Genomic DNA, 17,828 nt, shown 5'->3' on the forward strand with positions numbered 1-17,828 from the left:
TGTCGATCCGCCGCTTCCTGCGCCCCGTCGCCTTCCAGAACATGCCGGCCGCGCTGCTGGAGCGTGATCTGGCCTGACCCCGTTGCGGCCGCCCCCATGCGGGGCGGCCCTTCCCCTGACAGCCCTGTGATGGTCCATATGGCCATCGGCGATGGCCGCCCCCCTTCTTCGGACTAGTTTCCCCCCAGAAGCATCCGGAGACTTTCATGCCCAAACTGTTCACCCCGATCCATGTCGGCACCCAGACGCTGGAAAACCGCATCGTCATCGCGCCGATGTGCCAGTATTCCGCCGAAGACGGTTGCACCACGGCTTGGCACGACGTGCATCTGGGCAACCTCGCCTTGTCCGGCGCCGGCCTTTTGACGATCGAGGCGACGGCCGTCGTGCCGGAAGGTCGCATCACCTATGGCGATGTGGGCCTTTGGGACGACAAGACCGAAGCTGCACTGGCCCGCACACTCGCCACCGTCCGCGCCGTGTCCGACATGCCGATCGCGATCCAACTGGCCCATGCCGGGCGCAAGGCCTCCTGCGCGAAGCCGTGGGATGGCGGCGCGCAGATCGCCCCCGATGCGCCGAACGGCTGGCAGACCGAGGCCCCGTCGGCCATCGCCTTCGAAGATCATGAATCGGCCCCCGTCGCCTTGGACGAGGCTGGGCTGACCCGCCTGAAGAACGCCTTCGCCGACGCCGCCCGCCGCGCCGTGCGCCTTGGCATCGACGCGATCCAGGTTCACGCGGCCCACGGCTACCTGCTGCACAGCTTCCTGTCGCCCTTGTCCAACCGGCGCGAGGATGCCTATGGCGGATCGCTTGCCAACCGCATGCGCTTCCCGCTTGAGGTGTTCGAGGCAATCAAGGCCGCCGTGCCCGCAGGCTATCCCGTGACCGTGCGCGTGTCCGGAACGGACTGGGTCGAAGGCGGCTGGGATGTCGAAGGCACGATCGCCTTCGCGAAGGAGCTGGAAGCGCGGGGCTGCGCCGCGATCCACGTCTCCTCGGGCGGGCTGCATCCGGATCAGAAGATCCCCGTCGGGCCCAGCTATCAGGTGCCGCTGTCGCGGGCGGTGAAGCAGGCCGTGTCCATGCCCGTCGTCGCGGTGGGCCTGATCACTGAACCCGAACATGCCGAGGCGGTTCTGGCCACCGGCGACGCCGACATGATCGGCATCGCGCGCGGCATCCTGTACGACCCGCGCTGGCCGTGGCATGCGGCGGCTCAGCTTGGGGCGCAGCTGAAACCGGCACGCCAATACCTGCGCTGCCAGCCCCACACGCTGAAGAACCTGTTCATCTGATCAGGCCCTTGGCGTCCCGCCCGCGCGGGACGCTTTCGGACCGGCAATCGAAAAAACCTGCGCCAGCAGGATCGCAAGCGCCGCCACCAGAAGTCCGCCCTGCGCCACGAAGGCCAGGTTCTGCGAGGTCAGGCCGGCGATGATGACCTCCCCCAGACCCCTTGCCGCCACGACGGACCCGATGGTCGCGGTGGACAGCGAAATCACGCTGGCCGTGCGCACGCCGTCCAGGATCAGCGGCAGGGCCAGCGGCAGTTCCACCTGCCACAAACGCTGGCGCGGCGTCATGCCCATGCCGCGCGCCGCCTCCACCACCGAAGGGGGCAGGCCCTGAAAGGCCGCGACCGTGTTTTCGAACACCGGCAGCAAGCCATAGAGGAACAGCGCCAGCAGGGTCGGCCATGTGCCGAAGCCCAGCACCGGCACCGTCAGCGCCAGCACCGCCACCGGCGGAAAGGTTTGCCCGAACCCGGTCAGGCTGCGCGACAGGGGCAGGAATGCGGCACCGGACGGGCGCTGGACAAAGACACCTAGGGCCACCGCCATCAGCGTTGCCGGCACCATCGCCCCCGCCACCAGCCCCAGATGCGCCAGCGTCAGGGACAGCAGGTTCGCACGGTCATAGATGACGGGGGCCCCGACCGGCGCCAGCGGCGCCAGAAGCGGGGCGAACAGCATCGGCCGGATCAGGAAGGCAAGAACGAGGACCAGCAGAACGGCCACAGGCCAGCGTTTCATGGGTGGCCGGCGCGCAGCAGGGCCGAACGGGTGACGCGGCCGCCACCTTCCACCGGCAGCGCCTCCACGCCGTGCCAGATCAGGGCGTTCAGCGCCTCGGCTGCGGTGGCGTCGGCAGGCAGGGCGAGGCCGTCCGCCGCCCCGCCTTCTGCCAGACTTTCGACCGAGGTGAGGGAAAGGTAGCGGAACGCCCGCTCCCCCTCCCCGACCAGCGCGCGCACGAAATCGGTGGCGGGACGGGCGAGGATCTCGGCCGGCGGGGCGAACTGCTCCACCCGCCCCGCGCGCATGACGGCGATGCGGTCGGACAAGGCGATCGCTTCCGAGATGTCATGCGTGACCAGCAGGATCGTCGTGCCCAGCGTGCGCTGGATGGCCCGCAGATCGGCCTGCGCCTTGCCCCGCAGGACGGGGTCCAAGGCACCGAAAGGTTCATCCATCAGCAGCAGGTCCGGTTCGGCGGCCAGCGCCCGGGCAACGCCCACCCGCTGCATCTGCCCACCCGACAATTGATGGGGAAAGCGTGGTCCAATGGTGGCGGGGTCGAGGGAGAGGAGGGTCATCAACTCCTCCACCCGCGCCTCCACCCGCGCCTTGGGCCAGCCCAGCAGACGGGGCACGGTGGCGATGTTGCGTGCCACGGTCCAATGCGGGAACAGCCCATGGTTCTGGATGACATAGCCGATGCGGCGACGCAGCTCGAACGCCGGGATGGCGCGGTTGTCCTGCCCGTCGATGGTGACATGGCCCGACGTCGGCTCGATCAGGCGGTTCACAAGCCGCAGCAGCGTGGACTTGCCGGAACCGGATGTGCCCACGATGGCAACGACGCTGCCTTTCTCCACGCTCAGACTGACATCGTCGACGGCTTTCGTGGCACCGTAATGCTTGGACAGGTTGTTCAGGCCGATCATGGGCGCACCCCCGGAAGAAGGTCGATCAGCGCGTCGAACACCACTTGCGCGGCGAAGGCCAGCGCCACCGTGGGCAACGCGCCCAAAAGGATGAGGTCGGGCGCCGTCTGGCCCAATCCTTGGAACACGAAGGTCCCGAAGCCGCCCGCCCCGATCAGGGCCCCGATGGTCGCAAGCCCGATGTTCTGCACCAGCACGATCCGCGCGCCCGTCAAGATCACCGGCAGCGCCAGAGGAAGGTCCACGCGGGTCAGCCGCTGGCGCGGGTCGAGCCCCATGCCGCGCGCCGCCTCCGACACACTGGCGGGGACGCCGCGCAAGCCCGCCACCGTGTTCGTGACCATCGGCAGCAGCGCATACAGGAACAGCGCGACGAAGGCTGGCGCCATGCCGATCCCGCTGACGCCCATCGCCCGGGCCAGCGGGACGTAGGCGGCCAGCCAGCCCAGCGGCAGAATCAGAAGCCCGAACAGCGCGATGGACGGCACGGTCTGGATCGCCGTCAACGCCCCCATCACCGCGCCGTGCAGCCGGTCGCGCCGCTGGATCAGGATGCCCAGGGGAACGCCCACCAACACCGCCGCGGCGAAGGACCCGAGGGCCAGCGCCAGATGACGTTGCGCTTCGCCCCAGAACGTCACGCGGCGGGCGCCGTATTCCTGCAGGATCGATACGTTGTCCCAGCCCTGCAACAGCAGCCCCAGCACGACAAGGCTTCCGGCCAGCCAGGCCAGCCGCGCCGCCGGCCCCGGTTGCCGCCGCGCCAGGCCGTCCGCCAGCAGCAAAGCCAGCGCCACCGCCCCCAGCCAGAAGCCCGCCCCCGGGGATACCCTTGCATACTCCGAACCGCCGGACGCCAGACGTGCGGCCACATACCCCAAAAGGGCCAACCATGCCGCCAAAGCCGGCGCCGCCAGAAGACGGCCCCGAGCCACCGTCAGAACGGCGCAGAGGCAAATGCCAAGCGTCGCCGGCCAGCCCAAGGCCTGCCAAAGCCAGACAGGTTCGGCCGCCGCGATCCGGTTTGCCCGCAGCCCCGCAAACGGCAGGGCCAGTCCCGCGGCCAAGGGCACGGACAGGACAAGGGCAAGCCGGTTCGGGATCAAAGGAAGCCGCCCTCCGACAGGAACTGCTTGGCCACATCCGCCGCCGGAACGCCTTCGACCTGCACCTTGCCGTTCAGCGTCTGCAGCACCTCCAGCGTCAGGGCCTCGAAGACGGGGGCCAGCGCGTCCTCGATCTGCGGATACTCCTCCAGCACCTCGGCCCGGATGACGGGCGCGGGTTGATAGACCGGCTGGACCGCCTTGTCATCCGCCAGCACGCGCAAACCCGCGAAGGGAATGGCACCATCCGTGCCATAGACCATGGCCGCGTTCACGCCGCTGGTGCCGTTGGCCGCCGCCTGGATCGTCGCCGCCGTGTCGCCGCCCGACAGGACCACCAGCTGATCGGCCGAAAGCTGGAACCCGTAGGTCGTCTGGAACGACGGCAGCGCGGGGGCGGAGTTCACGAATTCCGACGACGCCGCCAGCTTCACCTCGCCCCCGTCTTTCACCCATGCCCCAAAATCGCTGAGGGTGCCGACCTTTGCCTCGTCCGCCACATCGTCCCGCAAGGCGATGCCCCAGGTGTTGTTGGCGGGCGCGGGGGCCAGCCAGACCACCTTGTTGGCGTCCAGATCCAAGTCATGGGCCGTTTGCCACGCGTCCTTCGCGTCCTTCCAGACCGAATCGTCGGCGCGGTTGAAGAAGAAGGCCGCGTTGCCCGTGTATTCCGGGTAAAGGTCGATCTCACCCCCCAGCAGGGCCTGACGAACGATGGGTGTGCCGCCCAGTTGCAAGCGGCTTTCCACCGGGATGTCATTGGCCTGCAGCACCTGAAGGATGATGTTGCCAAGAACCCCGCCTTCAGTGTCGATCTTCGACGACACCACGACTTGGGCCTGCGCGGCCCCCGTCCCCAGAAGAAGTGCCAGCGCGGCGGATTTCAAAACGGACATGCGGGCCCCTTCCCCAGACGATTTCCCGGAAGGATAAGCCGCCGACGTTTCGAAACCAGTGCCGCGCCGTAATTTCGAAACGGGTTCCCGCCCTACCCGGCCACCATGTCGTCCCAGGAGACGCGGTTGCGCCCGTCGCGCTTCGACCGGTAAAGCGCCAGGTCCGCCCGCGCGATCGCCTCCTCCAGCCGCTCCCCCCCGCGCAGGGAGGTCAGGCCGAAGCTGGCCGTGATCTGCTGGCCGCCCCCCAGATCCTGAAGCGAGGCGGGAACGGAACGACGCATGCGTTCGACCCGCGCCAGACCTTCGGCGGGTTCCGTGCCGGGCAGGACGAAGATGAACTCCTCCCCCCCGGTGCGCGCCGCCAGTTCCTGACCGCCAAGCGCCGAGGAAATCTGCCGCGCGAAGCGGCGCAGGACGGCATCCCCCGCCGCGTGGCCCAGCGTGTCGTTCACCGCCTTGAAATGATCCAGATCCGCCACCACGACCACGAACGGTTCCGGCAGCGGGCGGGTGGCCTTCATTTCAGCAATGCGCTGTTCGAAGCCGCGCCGGTTCAGAAGCCCGGTCAGCGGGTCCGTCCAAGCCTGCATCCGCAACTCCCCCGCAAGGTCGGACGCGGTGATCAGCAGGGTCAGGATGCCGAAGGACACGGCAACCACCGGCCCGCCCACCGCAACTGTCAGCGGAAAGAGAGAGGCGGCCTCCCGACCCGTGTTGCCGATCGTCGCCGCCAACATCGCCACGGCCGCCACGTAAAGCATGGCCAGCACGAACATGATCTGGCCAAGGCGGATCGTCTTTCGTGCCCCCTTCAGGGCCGACAGCGCGATCACCAGAAGCGTCATGTCGCAGAAAGCTGTCAGCAGCCGGTAGGCCGTGATCCATCCATCCCCCTGCCGCGACCACAGGATGACCAGCAAAAGCAGGCCGAAGCCCGACACCTCGAATATCAGGCGCGTGTTGCGCCTTGCACGCCGGCAAAAGCCCCAGGCCAGAAGGCTGACGCTGAGGATGGACGTGCAGCAGGACAGAAGCAGAAGATCCTCCGCCCCTCCCGGCACCAGGCCGGCGGAAAAGCGCAGGCCGTTGGTCATGGCCGCCAATGCGAAGGCGGCGGCCCATGCAAGCGCATGGCCGCCAAGCCGGAAGTCGCGCCATGCCGTCAGCAGGCCGGTGGCCAGCAGCAGGCAGATCACGACGATCGAGGACATGAGGGCGGCATTGATCAACATATGCCGTCTTATAGACTGGTCCTCTTAATGAAACGTAGCGTTTTCGCTCAGTTTCCTTCGGCGTTCGCGCCGATGAACCAGGCATCCTTGTCCACGATCCGGCTCGCCTCGGTGAAGAGGTCGGACGTGTCCTGATCGCCCGCCTCGTCGGTGGTGTCGATCGCTTCGCGCAGCGCGGCGGCCACGATCTTGTAGCGGTCCGTCAGTTCGCGGACATGGTCCTTTACCAGCAGGATGTCGGTGGGATAGCGCGGCAGCGTCGTCTCGTTCGCGACCACCTGCGACAGGCCGACCGGCACGCCGCCCAGAACCACGGCGCGTTCGGCCATGTTGTCCAGAATCACCTGCAGGTTGGCGTAGGTTTCATCCAGCAGCTTGTGGACGCCGATGAAGTTCGTGCCCTGCATGTTCCAGTGGGCCTGCTTCACGATCAGCGACAGGTCGATCACGAGGCTCAGGTTGCGGTTCAGGACCGCGACGGAGGTCTTGGCCGCATCATCGGTCAGTCCGCTGGCAAAACGTTGGCGCATCTTTCTCTCCTTCGTTCGGATGGTCGGGGGCCTAACGCGCAAGGTCGCCGTTCGGTTGCCATGCCATCGTGAAACCGCGCGACGGTGGGACAATTTAGCGCTTGCCGCCCCACGGACTTCCTTGCGACAAGACGGCATGCGTGTGCTTGCGCCCCTTCGTGCCGTGGGTCTGGTTCTGCTGGCCCTGACCGCCGTCGCCTTCGCGACCGGCACGGCCCTGCGTGCCGCCCCGTCCCTGTCGGAACTGCGGCTGGACGCGTATCAGCTGGCCGGCGGCGCGCTGGTGGACCTGTGCAACGATCAGGGGCCGGACCATGCCCACATGGCCAGTTGCGCGCTGTGCCATCTTGTGGCCGGCAGCGACCTGCCCGACACGGACCTTGCCCTGATCGAGATCGAGCGGCGCTATGTCACCGCGCAGCTGCTGCCACAGGTGCGCCGGGCCGAAGCGCGCGCCCGTGATCCCGCCATCCCGCCGCGCGGCCCCCCACTCTCTGTTAAAACGCCTTTCGTCCGTTTCAACCGCGCCTGAACGGCGCCCCTCCGGCCATCGGCCGCGATCCAGAGAGTTGGCAATGACATTTCTAAAATCCATGGCCCTCGCCATGGCCGTTCTGGGCGCGCAAGCGGCCCAGGCGGGGGTCACCCTGACGGACCTTGACGGGCGTCAGGTGGTGCTGGACCACCCGCCCGAACGCATCGCCCTCGGCTTCTATTTCGAGGATTACCTGGCGGTGGCGGGCCCGGAAGGTGCGGACCGCCTTGTGGCCCTGTCGCGCGCGCCCTGGGCCGACTGGCGGCCCGGCCAGTGGAAGGCCTACGCCGCCCGCTATCCGCAGTTGAACAGCCTGCCCGACATCGGCCACGCCGACGACAACACCCTGTCGGCCGAGGCGATCATCGCCACGCGTCCCGACGTCGCGATCCTGTCCACTTGGCAAACCTCCGCCCTTGGGGAACCGGGCCTGCGCCAGCTGGACGCCGCGGGCGTGAAGGTCGTGGCGCTGGATTACAACGCGCAGACGGTGGAACGGCACGTCCTGTCGACGCAGGTTCTGGGCGCCGTTCTGGGCCAGCCAGAGCGGGCGCAGCGTCTGGCCGATCTTTACCGCGCCAAGATCGACGACACACTGGCCCGGATCGCCATGGCCGGCCCCTCCCACCTCAAGATCTATGTGGAACTGGCGCAAAGCGGGCCGAGGGAGGTCGGCAACAGCTATGGCAAGGGGATGTGGGCCGGGGTCATCGACCTTGTGGGCGGGCAGAACATTGCGGCGGGGCAGATCGGCAACTGGGGACCGTTGTCGCCCGAATACGTCATCGCACAGCAGCCAGACGTCATCCTTCTGGCCGGATCGGAATGGATCAACCGACCCGCGTCCGTCCCGATGGGGTTCGGTGCGACGGACACCGTGGCGCAGACGCGCCTTCAGGCCTATGCCGCACGAGCGGGCTGGGCGGACCTTCCCGCGGTGGAAACCAGGCAGGTTTACGGCATCTATCACGGCGGCATCCGCACGCTGTCGGACTTCGTGTATGTCCGCAGCGTGGCAAAGGCCCTTTATCCCGACGCCTTCGCCGATGTCGATCCGGTGCAGGAGCTTCAGGACTTCTACGCCGACTGGCTGCCCGTGGCGCCGGACGGTTTGTTCGTGACGCGCCTGAAATGACCGATGCCATCGTCTCCTGGCGGCGCCGGTCGACACGGCGCGCGGCGGCCCTCGGTGCGGCGCTTGCGGCGCTGGTGGTCCTGATGCTGCTGGACCTTGCCACCGGCCCGTCGGGGATGCCGGTGGGTCAGGTCGTCCACGCGCTGGCGGCAGGACCGAGGGGTGCGGACCATGCCGCCGCCGCCATCATGTTCCAGATCCGCCTGCCCCAGACGACGATGGCCGCGATCGTGGGCGCCTGCCTCGGCCTCGCAGGGCTCTTGATGCAGACCATGCTCGCGAACCCCCTCGCCTCGCCCTACACGCTGGGGTTTTCGGCAGCCGCGGGGTTTGGCGCCTCGCTGGCCATCCTTGGGGCCGGGGGCGCGACATTTGGTCTGCCCTTGTGGCTTCTGACGCCGGTGGCGGCGTTCCTTACCACGCTGATCGCGACCGGGCTTGTCTGGACGATGGCCCATCTGAAAGGCAACCGGCCCGAGATCATGGTGCTGTCCGGCATCGCGGTGCTGTTCCTGTTCCAGTCGCTGCAATCGCTGGTGCAGTTCCTCGCCTCGCCCGAGGTGCTGCAGCAGATCGTCTTCTGGCTGTTCGGCTCGTTTCTGAAGGCGAACTGGACCAGCGTGTGCGTGTCCGGCACCATTCTGCTGGCGTGCCTTCCTTGGATCGCGCGGGACGTCTGGGCCCTGACCGCCCTGCGGATGGGCGAGGCGAACGCCGAAACGCTGGGCCTGAACATGACCGCCCTGCGCCGCCGCACCTTTTTGCTGACCGCGGCCCTGACGGCGGCGGCGGTGGCCTTCACCGGCACCATCGGCTTCGTGGGCCTCATCGCCCCCCATGTCGCCCGCGCGCTGGTGGGGGAGGATCACCGTTTCGCCCTGCCCGGCGCGGCGCTGGCCGGGGCGCTGATCCTGATGTCGGCCTCCGTTCTGGGAAAGCTGATCTCTCCGGGCGCGGTCATTCCGGTGGGCATCATCACGGCGCTGGCGGGCGTGCCGATGCTGCTGGCCGTCATCTGGCGGCACGAGGAGACCTGACCATGCTGTCCCTGACCTGCCCCGCCCTTCACCGCGGCCCCGCCCGCATACTGGAGCCCATGAGGCTGGAGCTTGCCGCCGGCACGATGATCGGCGTCACGGGGCCGAACGGTGCCGGCAAATCCACCCTGCTGCGCGCGATGGCCGGACTTGCGCGCGAACGTGTTAATCTGCGCTTGGACGATCAACCGCTGGGGCGCGATCAGGTTTCCCTTCTGCCGCAGGCCTTCGCGATCCGGTCCTCGCTGTCCGTGCTGGACTGCGTGCTTCTGGGCCAGCGCCGGCAGCTGGGCTTCCGCGTTCCGCCCGCGCTGATCGTGCAGGGGCAGAAGCTGCTGGAGGGGCTGGGGCTGGCCGATCTGGCCGACCGCCCGATGAACCGCCTGTCCGGCGGCCAGCAGCAGCGGGTCCTGATTGCGCAACGGCTTTTCGGCAAGCCGCGCCTTCTTCTGCTGGATGAACCGACCTCCGCCCTTGACCTGCATCACCAGCTGGCAACCCTGTCCCTGCTGCGCACGCACGCGCGCGACAGCGGAACGGTGGTCATCGCCGCGCTGCACGACCTGACGCTCGCCTCGCGCTTCTGCGACCGCCTTCTGGTGCTGGGGCAGGGCCGCATCTGCGCCGACGGCCCGGCCGAGGACGCCCTGACCCCCGCCACGGTGGAGGCTTGCTGGAAGATCCGCCCCGAATACCTGCGGGACCGGGATGACCGCCTTGTCCTGATCCCTCACCTCCCCTTCTGACACAAAGGTTTTGCCATGTTCCGTACCCTGATCCTTGCCCTGTCCCTTTTGATCGCCGGCCCCGTGCTGGCACAAGGCACCGGCGCCATCTCCGTCAGCGACGCCTTCGCGCGGGCGACCCTTCCGGGCGCGCCGGTGGGCGGCGTCTACATGACGCTGACGAACACCGGCGATGATGATGATCGCCTGCTGAAGGCGACCACCGACGCCGCGCAGGAGGTGACGCTTCACCAGATGGTCATGCAGGGCGACACGATGCGCATGGCCCCGCTGTCTGACGGACTTGACCTTCAGGCCGGGCAATCCGTCACGCTGGCCCCCTCCGGCATGCACCTGATGCTGGAGGATCTGGCCGCCCCCCTGAAGGAAGGCGCCCCGATCGACGTCACCCTGACCTTCGAACAGGGGCCGCCGCTGACGGTCGCTGTGCCGGTGATGGCCCTGAACGCTGGCCAGGCGCATCACCACCATCACTGACAGCAGGCCCTTTGCGTCGGGGCCGTCCGTTCTGCTATAGAGGCCGACGGGCACCATGCCCGGAATCGCAACGGACAGATCATGACCCAGCCGGCCCCCGACCAGAAGGCGCCCCTCCGCAAGGCCATCGCCTTCTGCTGCGACGACCGGTACCGCCCCTTCGCGCTGTTCGCGGCGGCGCAGCTCGTGACGCTTCATCCCGACCGGGATTTCGACATCTGCCTGTGCGACGCGACGGCGCCCACCATCCCCGACACGCTGCGCCATCTGGGCCTGCGGTCGGTCGCGCTGAACCCCGGCGACACCTTCGCCGGCTTCGCGCTGGACGACCGCCGGTCCGAAAGCGCCTATTACCGGCTGCTGCTTCCGCGCCTCCTGGGGCTGGAGTATGACCGGATCCTGTATCTGGACGCGGACGTCTTCATTCAGGACGGCGACTTCTCGCACCTGCTGGACGTGCCGCTGATCAATCCGGTGGCGGCGGTGCGGGACAACCCCCAATGGCGCACCCCCAACCGCATGCCGAAGGAGTTCCGGACGGCCGGCCTGCCCAACGCCCCCTATTTCAACAGCGGCGTCCTGCTGATCGACGTCCCCCTGTGGCAAAAACAGCAGGTGGAGGAACGGGCCATCGCCTACGGCGCCGCCTGCAACGGGCGCCTGCGCCGTCACGACCAGACCCTGCTGAACATCGTGCTGCACCGCAACTGGACCGAGATGTCGCCCGTCTGGAACTGGCAATACAGCAAGGCCGCCCGCCTGCACGAGGCGGTGGTCGGCGCCAATGTCGTCCATTTCATCGGCCCGCAAAAGCCGTGGAACGCGCCCCAGCACGCCCTCCCCGCCCGCTTTGCCGCCGCGATGACCTGCTTCCTGCGCGAACACTTTCCCGAACGGATGATCGACCGCACCTTCACCCACATGCCCGTCGACAACCGGATCATGGTGGGAATGCTTCTGCGCCATCTGGTCAACGGCCGGAAGATGACCCGCTACCTGTCGCGCTTTCCCAGCCGGTATTCGGTCATTCCGACGGCCTGACGGACAGGCGGGGTGGCAGCGCCTCGCCCGTTGACGGGTTCAGGTGCGCCGGTCCCACCGCTGGGACGACAGGGCCACACCCAGCACCGACAGCAGCGCCAAGGCCAGAACCGGCGTCAGCACGGCCCAAAGCGCCCGCTCGACATAGGGCATCCCCTCGGCTAGGCTGAGGCCCCATTCGGGCGACGGCGGCCGGGGGCTCAGGCCCCAGAAACCCAAGGGCCGCCGAGGCCAGCGCGGCGCCCGGCAGCCGCAGCGTCGCATGACGCAGCACCGGCGCCGCCACGGCCGGCAAGACGGAGCGGAAGATCAGCCGCACCGGCCCCACGCCAAGGACGGGGGCGATCTGCACATGCGGCTGCGCCCGCACCTCGGCCACCAGGGCGGCGGTGTGCGCGGCCAGCGGGGCCCAGGCCACCGCCGTCACCGCGATCAGGGCGCCGCTGGCGCTTGGCCCCATCGCCGCCGTCACCACAAGGCCCGCGATGATCGGCGGGGTGGCCTTCGTCACCTTTATCAGGCCGATGGTCACGCGCGGCGCAAGGCCCATGACAAGGCCGATCAGCAGGGAAAGCGCCGTCACGGCCACTGCCATGCCGATGGTGGAAACCGCACCATGCGCCACCCGGGCCAGAACGTCGCGCCCTGTGCCGTCCGCCCCCAATGGAAGTGCAAGGCTTGGCCCCTGCAACCGCAGGAAGTCCGAATTGTAGGGGTCGCGCGGCAGGCCGGCCACCACGATCACCAGAGTCACGACCGGCACCCGCCAGCCGCCCCCTTCCTCCTGCGGGACGGGCAGCGCGCCCAGATGCAGCGCGCGCCCCAGAAGCAGCGTGCGGATCAGGTTGGCCACGATCCCGATCGCGGTCACCAGCAGGATCAGGATGCCCGCCCGCAACGCCGGCAGATCCTGGGCCGAGGCCGCGCCCAGCGTGGCACGGCCCAGCCGGGGGATGGAGAAGACCTGCTCCACCGCGATGGCGCCGCCGGTCATGCCGACCATGACCATGCCGATCTGGGGCATCAGGCTGGGCAAGGTGCGGCGCAGCACGGCCAGCCCGATCTGCGGACGGGAAAACCCCGCCACGGCCTAGGCGGCGATCCAGCGTTCGGAGAAGGTGGCGGCCCGCCCGTCCGACAAAAGCCGCCCCAGAAGCCCCCCGGCCGGAAGCCCCCGTGCCAGCGCGGGAAGGATCACATGCCGCGCGTCCTGCCAGCCATAAGGCGGCAGCCATCCCAGCCGGACCGAGAAGACGGCAAGGAACAGCGAGGACAGCATGAACTCCGGCATTGCCGTCAGCCCGGCGGCCAGCGCTCCCGCTGTTTGCGTCCCGCGTCCCCGCAACCCCCGGCGCAGGGTGGACAGGGCGACCAGGACCGCCACCACCGCCGCCACGGCAAAGGCCGCAGCCATGAGCGTCAGCGACACGTCGAAGGCCGCGAGCATCCCCGGCCCCACCGGCCCACCGGAAATCCACGAGGTGCCCGCGCGCCCCTGCAAAAGGTTCGCCCCCCATCGCCGCAGGTGGTCCACCGGACCAAGCGCCAGCCCAAGCTGATGGCGGATCGCGTCCAGCGCCTCGGGCGTGGCCGCCTGCTCGCCGGAACGGGCGGGCAGGATGCTCAGCGCCGGATCCCGGCCCGAGCTCCAGGGGGAGAAGCCCCAACAGCAGCATCACCGTCACCAAGGTCACGGCCCGCGACAGCGCAGGGGCAAGGCCGGCCGGCATCCGCATCATTCGGTCAGGGTCGTGTGTTCGGTGATCAGCGTGCGCTCGCGCGGATCGCGGGCGGCGTCGGCCACGCCCGCCCCTCGCCCTGATTCACCCGTTCGTGCAGCAAGGGCACGGCCGCGTCGGTGGCAAGGATGGCCTGTTCCGCCCGGATGATGGCGCGGCGGCGGTCTTCCCCCCGGAAGGGCCTCGGCCGCGTGTTGCAGGGCGGCGTCCACCGCCGGATCGCACAGCTGCGACAGGTTGAACGATCCGTCGCAGGCGAAATCGCTGTACATGTAGGCCACCGGATCCCCGGAATCGAGGATGGTGGCGCGCGACAGGATGAAGACGTTAAAGGCGCCGGCCAGCGCGTCCGCCTCGATATGGGCGTATTGGCGCACCTCCTGCGTGACGTCGACGCCCGCCTCGGCCAACGACTGGGCGACCAGCACGGCCACTTCCGGCAGTTCGGCGCGATCGCTGAAGGTGGCCACCGTGATCTTGTTGCCTTCGGGAACGGCGGGCGTTGTCCGGTCGAACGCGGGGCGCAAGCCGTCCGCCCAAGGCAGCGCCGGGCCCAGTAGCCCCCGCGCCACGTCCGCGCGGCCTTCATATACCATACGGACGATGCGCGCGCGGTCCACGGCGGCGCGCAGGGCGGGATCGGCCAGCGGGCCCTTTTCAGTGTTCAGCTACAAGGTGTTCGTGCGCGGCATCGGCATTTCGTGGATCAGGTCGGGGTCGATCAGCGCGGCCTGCGACACGGGCAGCGCCTTCACCTGCGCGGTGCCTGTGCGCAGGGCCGCGGCACGGGCTGGGCCGTCGGACACGTAATCCGCGTCGATGCCCGACAGCTTCGCCCGTTCGCCCCAATATCCATCGAACCCATCCAGATGCGCTGGTGACGCCGTTGATCGTCTTCAGCACGAAGGGGCCGGTGCCGGCCTCGATCGGGTTCACGCGGCCATCGGCGCCATAGGCGGGCGGCAAGGATGGCCAGTTGCGGGCTCGACAAACGGTTGGGCAACAGGGGATCGTCGGCCACCGTGCGCACGACACCCGCGTCGCCTTCGGCCATCGTCATCTCGGCCCCATCAAGGATGCGCGGCTTCGGAACCGCCTTCGTCGCCGCCAGAAGGGAGGCCGCCACGCGTTCCACCGTCAGGTCGGCGCCGTCATAAATCTCAGACCCTTGCGGATGATGAAGCGCCGGGTCTGCGCGTCCACGTGTTTCCATTCCGTGACGAGGAAGGGCTGCGGGTTGCGCGACCACGGCGCGCGTCCATAATGGGCATCGGTCAGGCCGACGCCCGACAGCGACAGCGACAGAAAGGGCGCGAGGGTCATGCGTGCAGACGCTCGCACCCGATGCCGCAGCCTTGCGCCGCGTGCACCAGCGATCGGGTGTAGGGTTCGGCCGGCCGGCTCAGGATTTTCGTCATCGGACTGTCCTCCACGATCCGGCCGCCGTCCAGCACAAGGGCGCGGTCGCACAGATGCGCGGCGGCATACAGGTCGTGGGTGATGAACGGCATCCCCGGCCCGCCCGGCGCCTCTGTCACCGCACGCAGCAGCTTCAGGATGCCCGCCTGCGTCACGACATCCAGCGCGATGGTCGGTTCGTCCGAGGCGAGAACCATCGTGATGCGCACCCGCTGCCGCTGCCCGCCGACAGTTCCGGCGAACACCGGTCCAGGATCTCCATACCGGGAAGGCCCATCCGCATCATCAGCCGAACCGCCTCCTCTCGTGCCGCCGCGCGCGACAGGCCGCGGTGGCGCATCAGGGGACGCCCGATCTGGTGGCCGACGGTGGTCAGCGGGTTCGGCGCCGATTGCGTGTCCGGCATGATCATCGCAGCGCGCGTTTTGGGCCAACGGTTCAGGGCGTGGGTGCGGGCGCTGTCGGTGCCGTTCACCTCCACCGTGCCCGACAGGGTCAGCGGCCATGGCATCAGGCCAAGCACGGCGCGGGCCGAAAGCGACTTGCTCGACCCTGACTGCCCCAGAAGGGCCGCGCGTTCCCCCGCGCCGATGCGGAAAGTCAGGTCCTTCAGCAACACGCGGCCCTGCAGCGCGACGCCGAAGTTCCGGAAGGACAGGGTGGAGGGGCGCGAGGACATGGTTCGCCAAGCAATCCTGAAAGGGCGATGGGATCACATAACGTAACCGTCAATCCTGCCTGCGGAAAATTCGGCACTCGCGATGCCGCCGTCGTGACGGGCGCTAGATCCAGACCACAGGCCGAACTCCCTCAGGACGCGATGAACATGACCCACACGGTTGACGACAGAACCACGCTGCAATGCGACATCATGCTGGAAGGCATGGCGGCCATCCGCAACATCTCGGGCGCGCTGCTGGCCTGGGACTGGAAGGATGACGCCGAGCGCCTGGCCGCGATCCACGGCATCTCCGAAGCACTGTACAATTTCGACGTGCGCAGCGATGTGGCCCTTGGCGTCACCCGCACCGCCCTCCTGAAACTGCGCGAGGATCATCCGGAGATCGCCAACATGTGCCCGCAGGCTTTCGCCTGGGTGGACAGCGCCGAGGGCTGACCGGACCGGCGCGCAATGCGCGCCGGACACCCCTTCAAAGATCGGCGACCTTCACCACCACCTTGCCGAAATTCTTGCCTTCCAGCAGTCCGATGAACGCGTCGGGGGCGTTTTCCAGCCCTTCGACCATGTCCTCGCGCCACCTGACGCGGCCTTCGGCGATCCAGCCGGTGACGTCCTTCAGGAAGGCGGGCATCTGCTCCTCCATGAGTTCCGACATGATGAACCCGCGGATGGTGAGGCTTTTCTTCAGCACCGTGCCCATCATCGCGGGCAGGCGGTCCGGCCCTTCGGCCACGTCCTTGTCGTTGTAATGCGCCACCAGACCGCAGACAGGAATCCGGGCGTACAGGTTCAGCAAGGGCTGCACCGCGTCCCAGACGGGGCCGCCCACATTCTCGAAATACACGTCGATGCCGTCGGGGCAGGCCTGCGCCAGTTGCTTTGCGAAATCCGGGGCGCGGTGGTCCACGGCGGCGTCGAAGCCCAGTTCGTCCACCACATAGGCGCATTTGTCCGCACCGCCCGCGATGCCCACGACACGTGCGCCCCTGATCCGCGCGATCTGCCCCACCATCGACCCCACCGGCCCGCTCGCGGCGGCGACCACGACCGTCTCACCCTCTTTCGGCTGTCCGATGGTCAGCAGGCCCGAATAAGCGGTGAACCCCGTCATCCCCAGAACATGCAGCGCGGTTGACGGGGGCGCCGCGTCCGGATCCAGCTTGCGCAGCCCCTTGCCGTCCACCACCGCATGCGTCTGCCACCCTGCAGCGGACAGGACCACATCCCCCGCCTTCAGGTTCGGATAGCGCGACTCCACGACCCGCGACACGGTGCCGCCCACCATGACATCGCCAAGGGCCATCGGCGGCGCATAGGACTCCCCCTCGTTCATCCGGCCCCGCATGTAGGGGTCCAGCGAGAGATACAGCGTTTCCAGCAGCACCTGCCCATCCTGTGGCGCCTTCAGCGCCTGCGTTTCCGTCCGGAAATCCGACGGCTTGGGGCGCCCTTCGGGGCGGGCGGCAAGAACGATGCGGGTGGTCTGGATGTCGGTCATAGTCGGCTCCTGTGAATGCGTCGACCCTCAACGCGCAACAGGGGAACCGGTTCGATGTGACGTCGCGGGACTAGCGGTGATAGCCCGGAAGCGCCAGGCCCCGCAAAAGCGCCAGCGCCCGCAACGCAAAGCCCGCCCCGGCGCCAAGCCCCGCCGCGACCCAAGGCTCCACCCCCGCCGAGGTCAGGGCCACGTACAGCCCCGACGCCACGGCCGCCGCCGTCACATACAGTTCCGGCCGCATCACGATGGAGGGGGTGCCCGCCAGCATGTCGCGCAGGATGCCGCCCAAACAGGCCGTGACCACCCCCATGATGGCGGCGGGCAACGGCGGGATCCCGTAGGCGAGCGCCTTGCCCGACCCATAGACCGCATAGGCCGCCAGCCCCACGGCGTCGAACCATTCCACCGCGCGCAGCGGCCACAACCGTTGCGGCGTGAACCACACCGCCACCGCAACCACGAGGCAGGCGGAGATCCAGACCGGATCGTGCATCCAGAACACCGGCGCCCCGATCAGAAGGTCGCGCATCGTCCCGCCCCCGATCGCCGTGACCGAGGCGAAGAAGGCGAAGGTCACCATCGTCTGCCCTGCCCGCGCCGCCGCCAGCGCCCCCGACACCGCGAAGACGGAAATGCCTGCAAGGTCCAGCCAGGGCAGGGCGGACTGGGTCAGGGAGTGGATGGTGTCGGGAGTCATCATGGCCGTTCTTATGCCACCGCACGCGCGGATCGTCCAACACCCGCGCATCGCGGCCAAGCCCCATTGCGGCCACGGTGTCATCGTCTACTGTTCCCG

Annotated in this window: 23 protein-coding genes; 8 read left to right on the forward strand and 15 right to left on the reverse strand. The window is 68.3% G+C overall.

The window, feature by feature from the left end; all coding sequences use genetic code 11:
* The first annotated feature begins 206 nt into the window (after window positions 1-206).
* A complete protein-coding gene (locus ACSHZY_RS10375; RefSeq protein WP_435168817.1) occupies window positions 207-1,301 on the forward strand; it encodes an NADH:flavin oxidoreductase/NADH oxidase in 1,095 nt (364 codons plus the stop codon).
* On the opposite strand, the gene ACSHZY_RS10380 is transcribed toward ACSHZY_RS10375, so the two are convergent.
* From ACSHZY_RS10380 to dps, 6 genes are all read right to left on the reverse strand, one after another.
* Window positions 1,302-2,039: an ABC transporter permease gene (locus tag ACSHZY_RS10380; RefSeq protein WP_435168819.1), complete on the reverse strand. Its 738-nt coding sequence runs from the start codon at window positions 2,037-2,039 to the stop codon at window positions 1,302-1,304.
* Window positions 2,036-2,953, reverse strand: a complete 918-nt coding sequence (locus ACSHZY_RS10385) for an ABC transporter ATP-binding protein (RefSeq protein WP_435168821.1) — start codon at window positions 2,951-2,953, stop codon at window positions 2,036-2,038. The genes ACSHZY_RS10380 and ACSHZY_RS10385 overlap by 4 nt, the downstream gene beginning before the upstream one ends.
* Window positions 2,950-4,059, reverse strand: a complete 1,110-nt coding sequence (locus ACSHZY_RS10390) for an ABC transporter permease (protein WP_435168823.1) — start codon at window positions 4,057-4,059, stop codon at window positions 2,950-2,952. Before ACSHZY_RS10390 ends, ACSHZY_RS10385 begins: the two co-directional genes overlap by 4 nt.
* Window positions 4,056-4,955 (reverse strand): glycine betaine ABC transporter substrate-binding protein OsmF, encoded by a 900-nt coding sequence (osmF, locus tag ACSHZY_RS10395; protein ID WP_435168825.1) that lies wholly within the window; start codon window positions 4,953-4,955, stop codon window positions 4,056-4,058. The genes ACSHZY_RS10390 and osmF overlap by 4 nt, the downstream gene beginning before the upstream one ends.
* 92 nt (window positions 4,956-5,047) lie before the next feature.
* Window positions 5,048-6,190, reverse strand: coding sequence for a diguanylate cyclase (locus ACSHZY_RS10400; protein WP_435168827.1), 1,143 nt, complete (start codon window positions 6,188-6,190; stop codon window positions 5,048-5,050).
* Window positions 6,191-6,237: 47 nt separating this feature from the next.
* On the reverse strand, window positions 6,238-6,720 hold the full coding sequence (gene dps / locus ACSHZY_RS10405; protein WP_435168829.1) for a DNA starvation/stationary phase protection protein Dps: 483 nt from the start codon (window positions 6,718-6,720) through the stop codon (window positions 6,238-6,240).
* A 136-nt stretch (window positions 6,721-6,856) separates the two neighbouring features.
* Between dps and ACSHZY_RS10410 the strand changes: the two genes are divergently transcribed.
* The 6 genes from ACSHZY_RS10410 to ACSHZY_RS10435 all read left to right on the forward strand — a co-directional run bounded on the left by ACSHZY_RS10410 (window position 6,857) and on the right by ACSHZY_RS10435 (window position 11,691).
* Window positions 6,857-7,252 (forward strand): hypothetical protein, encoded by a 396-nt coding sequence (locus ACSHZY_RS10410; protein WP_435168831.1) that lies wholly within the window; start codon window positions 6,857-6,859, stop codon window positions 7,250-7,252.
* 61 nt (window positions 7,253-7,313) lie between these two features.
* Window positions 7,314-8,390 carry an ABC transporter substrate-binding protein gene (locus ACSHZY_RS10415; RefSeq protein WP_435168833.1) on the forward strand — a complete coding sequence of 359 codons (1,077 nt, stop codon included), beginning with the start codon at window positions 7,314-7,316 and terminating at the stop codon, window positions 8,388-8,390.
* A complete protein-coding gene (locus ACSHZY_RS10420; RefSeq protein ID WP_435168835.1) occupies window positions 8,387-9,427 on the forward strand; it encodes a FecCD family ABC transporter permease in 1,041 nt (346 codons plus the stop codon). Before ACSHZY_RS10415 ends, ACSHZY_RS10420 begins: the two co-directional genes overlap by 4 nt.
* A 2-nt stretch (window positions 9,428-9,429) precedes the next feature.
* Complete coding sequence (locus ACSHZY_RS10425; RefSeq protein ID WP_435168837.1) at window positions 9,430-10,173, forward strand: ABC transporter ATP-binding protein; 744 nt, start codon at window positions 9,430-9,432, stop codon at window positions 10,171-10,173.
* Window positions 10,174-10,188: 15 nt separating this feature from the next.
* A complete protein-coding gene (locus tag ACSHZY_RS10430; RefSeq protein WP_435168839.1) occupies window positions 10,189-10,650 on the forward strand; it encodes a copper chaperone PCu(A)C in 462 nt (153 codons plus the stop codon).
* Between the two features lie 81 nt (window positions 10,651-10,731).
* A complete protein-coding gene (locus ACSHZY_RS10435) occupies window positions 10,732-11,691 on the forward strand; it encodes a glycosyltransferase family 8 protein (RefSeq protein ID WP_435168841.1) in 960 nt (319 codons plus the stop codon).
* On the opposite strand, the gene ACSHZY_RS10440 is transcribed toward ACSHZY_RS10435, so the two are convergent.
* The 7 genes from ACSHZY_RS10440 to ACSHZY_RS10470 all read right to left on the reverse strand — a co-directional run bounded on the left by ACSHZY_RS10440 (window position 11,675) and on the right by ACSHZY_RS10470 (window position 15,528).
* Complete coding sequence (locus tag ACSHZY_RS10440) at window positions 11,675-12,778, reverse strand: ABC transporter permease subunit (protein WP_435168843.1); 1,104 nt, start codon at window positions 12,776-12,778, stop codon at window positions 11,675-11,677. The two genes, ACSHZY_RS10435 and ACSHZY_RS10440, sit on opposite strands and share 17 nt — an antisense overlap.
* Window positions 12,779-12,781: 3 nt before the next feature.
* Window positions 12,782-13,225, reverse strand: a complete 444-nt coding sequence (locus ACSHZY_RS10445; RefSeq protein ID WP_435168845.1) for a hypothetical protein — start codon at window positions 13,223-13,225, stop codon at window positions 12,782-12,784.
* Between the two features lie 201 nt (window positions 13,226-13,426).
* The gene (locus tag ACSHZY_RS10450) at window positions 13,427-14,098 is read right to left on the reverse strand and encodes an ABC transporter substrate-binding protein (RefSeq protein ID WP_435169108.1); all 672 of its coding nucleotides are present in this window, start codon (window positions 14,096-14,098) and stop codon (window positions 13,427-13,429) included.
* Window positions 14,099-14,236, reverse strand: a complete 138-nt coding sequence (locus ACSHZY_RS10455) for a hypothetical protein (protein WP_435168847.1) — start codon at window positions 14,234-14,236, stop codon at window positions 14,099-14,101.
* 331 nt (window positions 14,237-14,567) lie between these two features.
* Window positions 14,568-14,753 carry a hypothetical protein gene (locus ACSHZY_RS10460; RefSeq protein ID WP_435168849.1) on the reverse strand — a complete coding sequence of 62 codons (186 nt, stop codon included), beginning with the start codon at window positions 14,751-14,753 and terminating at the stop codon, window positions 14,568-14,570.
* A complete protein-coding gene (locus tag ACSHZY_RS10465; RefSeq protein WP_435168851.1) occupies window positions 14,750-15,046 on the reverse strand; it encodes a hypothetical protein in 297 nt (98 codons plus the stop codon). Before ACSHZY_RS10465 ends, ACSHZY_RS10460 begins: the two co-directional genes overlap by 4 nt.
* Window positions 15,001-15,528, reverse strand: a complete 528-nt coding sequence (locus tag ACSHZY_RS10470) for an ATP-binding cassette domain-containing protein (protein ID WP_435168853.1) — start codon at window positions 15,526-15,528, stop codon at window positions 15,001-15,003. Before ACSHZY_RS10470 ends, ACSHZY_RS10465 begins: the two co-directional genes overlap by 46 nt.
* Before the next feature lie 147 nt (window positions 15,529-15,675).
* Here ACSHZY_RS10470 and ACSHZY_RS10475 point away from each other — a divergent pair, with 147 nt between their 5' ends.
* Entirely contained in the window at window positions 15,676-15,966 is a 291-nt protein-coding gene (locus tag ACSHZY_RS10475; protein WP_435168855.1) for a hypothetical protein, read from the forward strand.
* A gap of 34 nt (window positions 15,967-16,000) precedes the next feature.
* Here ACSHZY_RS10475 and ACSHZY_RS10480 read toward each other — a convergent pair whose 3' ends face one another.
* Entirely contained in the window at window positions 16,001-17,029 is a 1,029-nt protein-coding gene (locus ACSHZY_RS10480) for an NADP-dependent oxidoreductase (RefSeq protein ID WP_435168857.1), read from the reverse strand.
* Window positions 17,030-17,099: 70 nt separating this feature from the next.
* A complete protein-coding gene (locus tag ACSHZY_RS10485; RefSeq protein ID WP_435168859.1) occupies window positions 17,100-17,729 on the reverse strand; it encodes a trimeric intracellular cation channel family protein in 630 nt (209 codons plus the stop codon).
* Between the last annotated feature and the right edge of the window lie 99 nt (window positions 17,730-17,828).

This window comes from Falsirhodobacter sp. 1013 (assembly GCF_051195255.1).
Taxonomy (GTDB): Bacteria; Pseudomonadota; Alphaproteobacteria; order Rhodobacterales; family Rhodobacteraceae; genus Falsirhodobacter.

What these genes read in the sequence shown, in the direction of transcription:
- ACSHZY_RS10475 (WP_435168855.1), top strand. Translation starts at nt 15,676, where the DNA reads ATGACCCACACGGTTGACGACAGAACCACGCTGCAATGCGACATCATG.
- ACSHZY_RS10420 (WP_435168835.1), top strand. Translation starts at nt 8,387, where the DNA reads ATGACCGATGCCATCGTCTCCTGGCGGCGCCGGTCGACACGGCGCGCG.
- ACSHZY_RS10410 (WP_435168831.1), top strand. Translation starts at nt 6,857, where the DNA reads ATGCGTGTGCTTGCGCCCCTTCGTGCCGTGGGTCTGGTTCTGCTGGCC.
- ACSHZY_RS10460 (WP_435168849.1), bottom strand. Translation starts at nt 14,753, where the DNA reads ATGACCCTCGCGCCCTTTCTGTCGCTGTCGCTGTCGGGCGTCGGCCTG.
- ACSHZY_RS10480 (WP_435168857.1), bottom strand. Translation starts at nt 17,029, where the DNA reads ATGACCGACATCCAGACCACCCGCATCGTTCTTGCCGCCCGCCCCGAA.
- ACSHZY_RS10485 (WP_435168859.1), bottom strand. Translation starts at nt 17,729, where the DNA reads ATGACTCCCGACACCATCCACTCCCTGACCCAGTCCGCCCTGCCCTGG.
- ACSHZY_RS10430 (WP_435168839.1), top strand. Translation starts at nt 10,189, where the DNA reads ATGTTCCGTACCCTGATCCTTGCCCTGTCCCTTTTGATCGCCGGCCCC.
- ACSHZY_RS10470 (WP_435168853.1), bottom strand. Translation starts at nt 15,528, where the DNA reads ATGTCCTCGCGCCCCTCCACCCTGTCCTTCCGGAACTTCGGCGTCGCG.
- osmF (WP_435168825.1), bottom strand. Translation starts at nt 4,955, where the DNA reads ATGTCCGTTTTGAAATCCGCCGCGCTGGCACTTCTTCTGGGGACGGGG.
- ACSHZY_RS10375 (WP_435168817.1), top strand. Translation starts at nt 207, where the DNA reads ATGCCCAAACTGTTCACCCCGATCCATGTCGGCACCCAGACGCTGGAA.
- dps (WP_435168829.1), bottom strand. Translation starts at nt 6,720, where the DNA reads ATGCGCCAACGTTTTGCCAGCGGACTGACCGATGATGCGGCCAAGACC.
- ACSHZY_RS10380 (WP_435168819.1), bottom strand. Translation starts at nt 2,039, where the DNA reads ATGAAACGCTGGCCTGTGGCCGTTCTGCTGGTCCTCGTTCTTGCCTTC.
- ACSHZY_RS10435 (WP_435168841.1), top strand. Translation starts at nt 10,732, where the DNA reads ATGACCCAGCCGGCCCCCGACCAGAAGGCGCCCCTCCGCAAGGCCATC.
- ACSHZY_RS10415 (WP_435168833.1), top strand. Translation starts at nt 7,314, where the DNA reads ATGGCCCTCGCCATGGCCGTTCTGGGCGCGCAAGCGGCCCAGGCGGGG.
- ACSHZY_RS10425 (WP_435168837.1), top strand. Translation starts at nt 9,430, where the DNA reads ATGCTGTCCCTGACCTGCCCCGCCCTTCACCGCGGCCCCGCCCGCATA.
- ACSHZY_RS10400 (WP_435168827.1), bottom strand. Translation starts at nt 6,190, where the DNA reads ATGTTGATCAATGCCGCCCTCATGTCCTCGATCGTCGTGATCTGCCTG.
- ACSHZY_RS10465 (WP_435168851.1), bottom strand. Translation starts at nt 15,046, where the DNA reads ATGGTTCTCGCCTCGGACGAACCGACCATCGCGCTGGATGTCGTGACG.
- ACSHZY_RS10385 (WP_435168821.1), bottom strand. Translation starts at nt 2,953, where the DNA reads ATGATCGGCCTGAACAACCTGTCCAAGCATTACGGTGCCACGAAAGCC.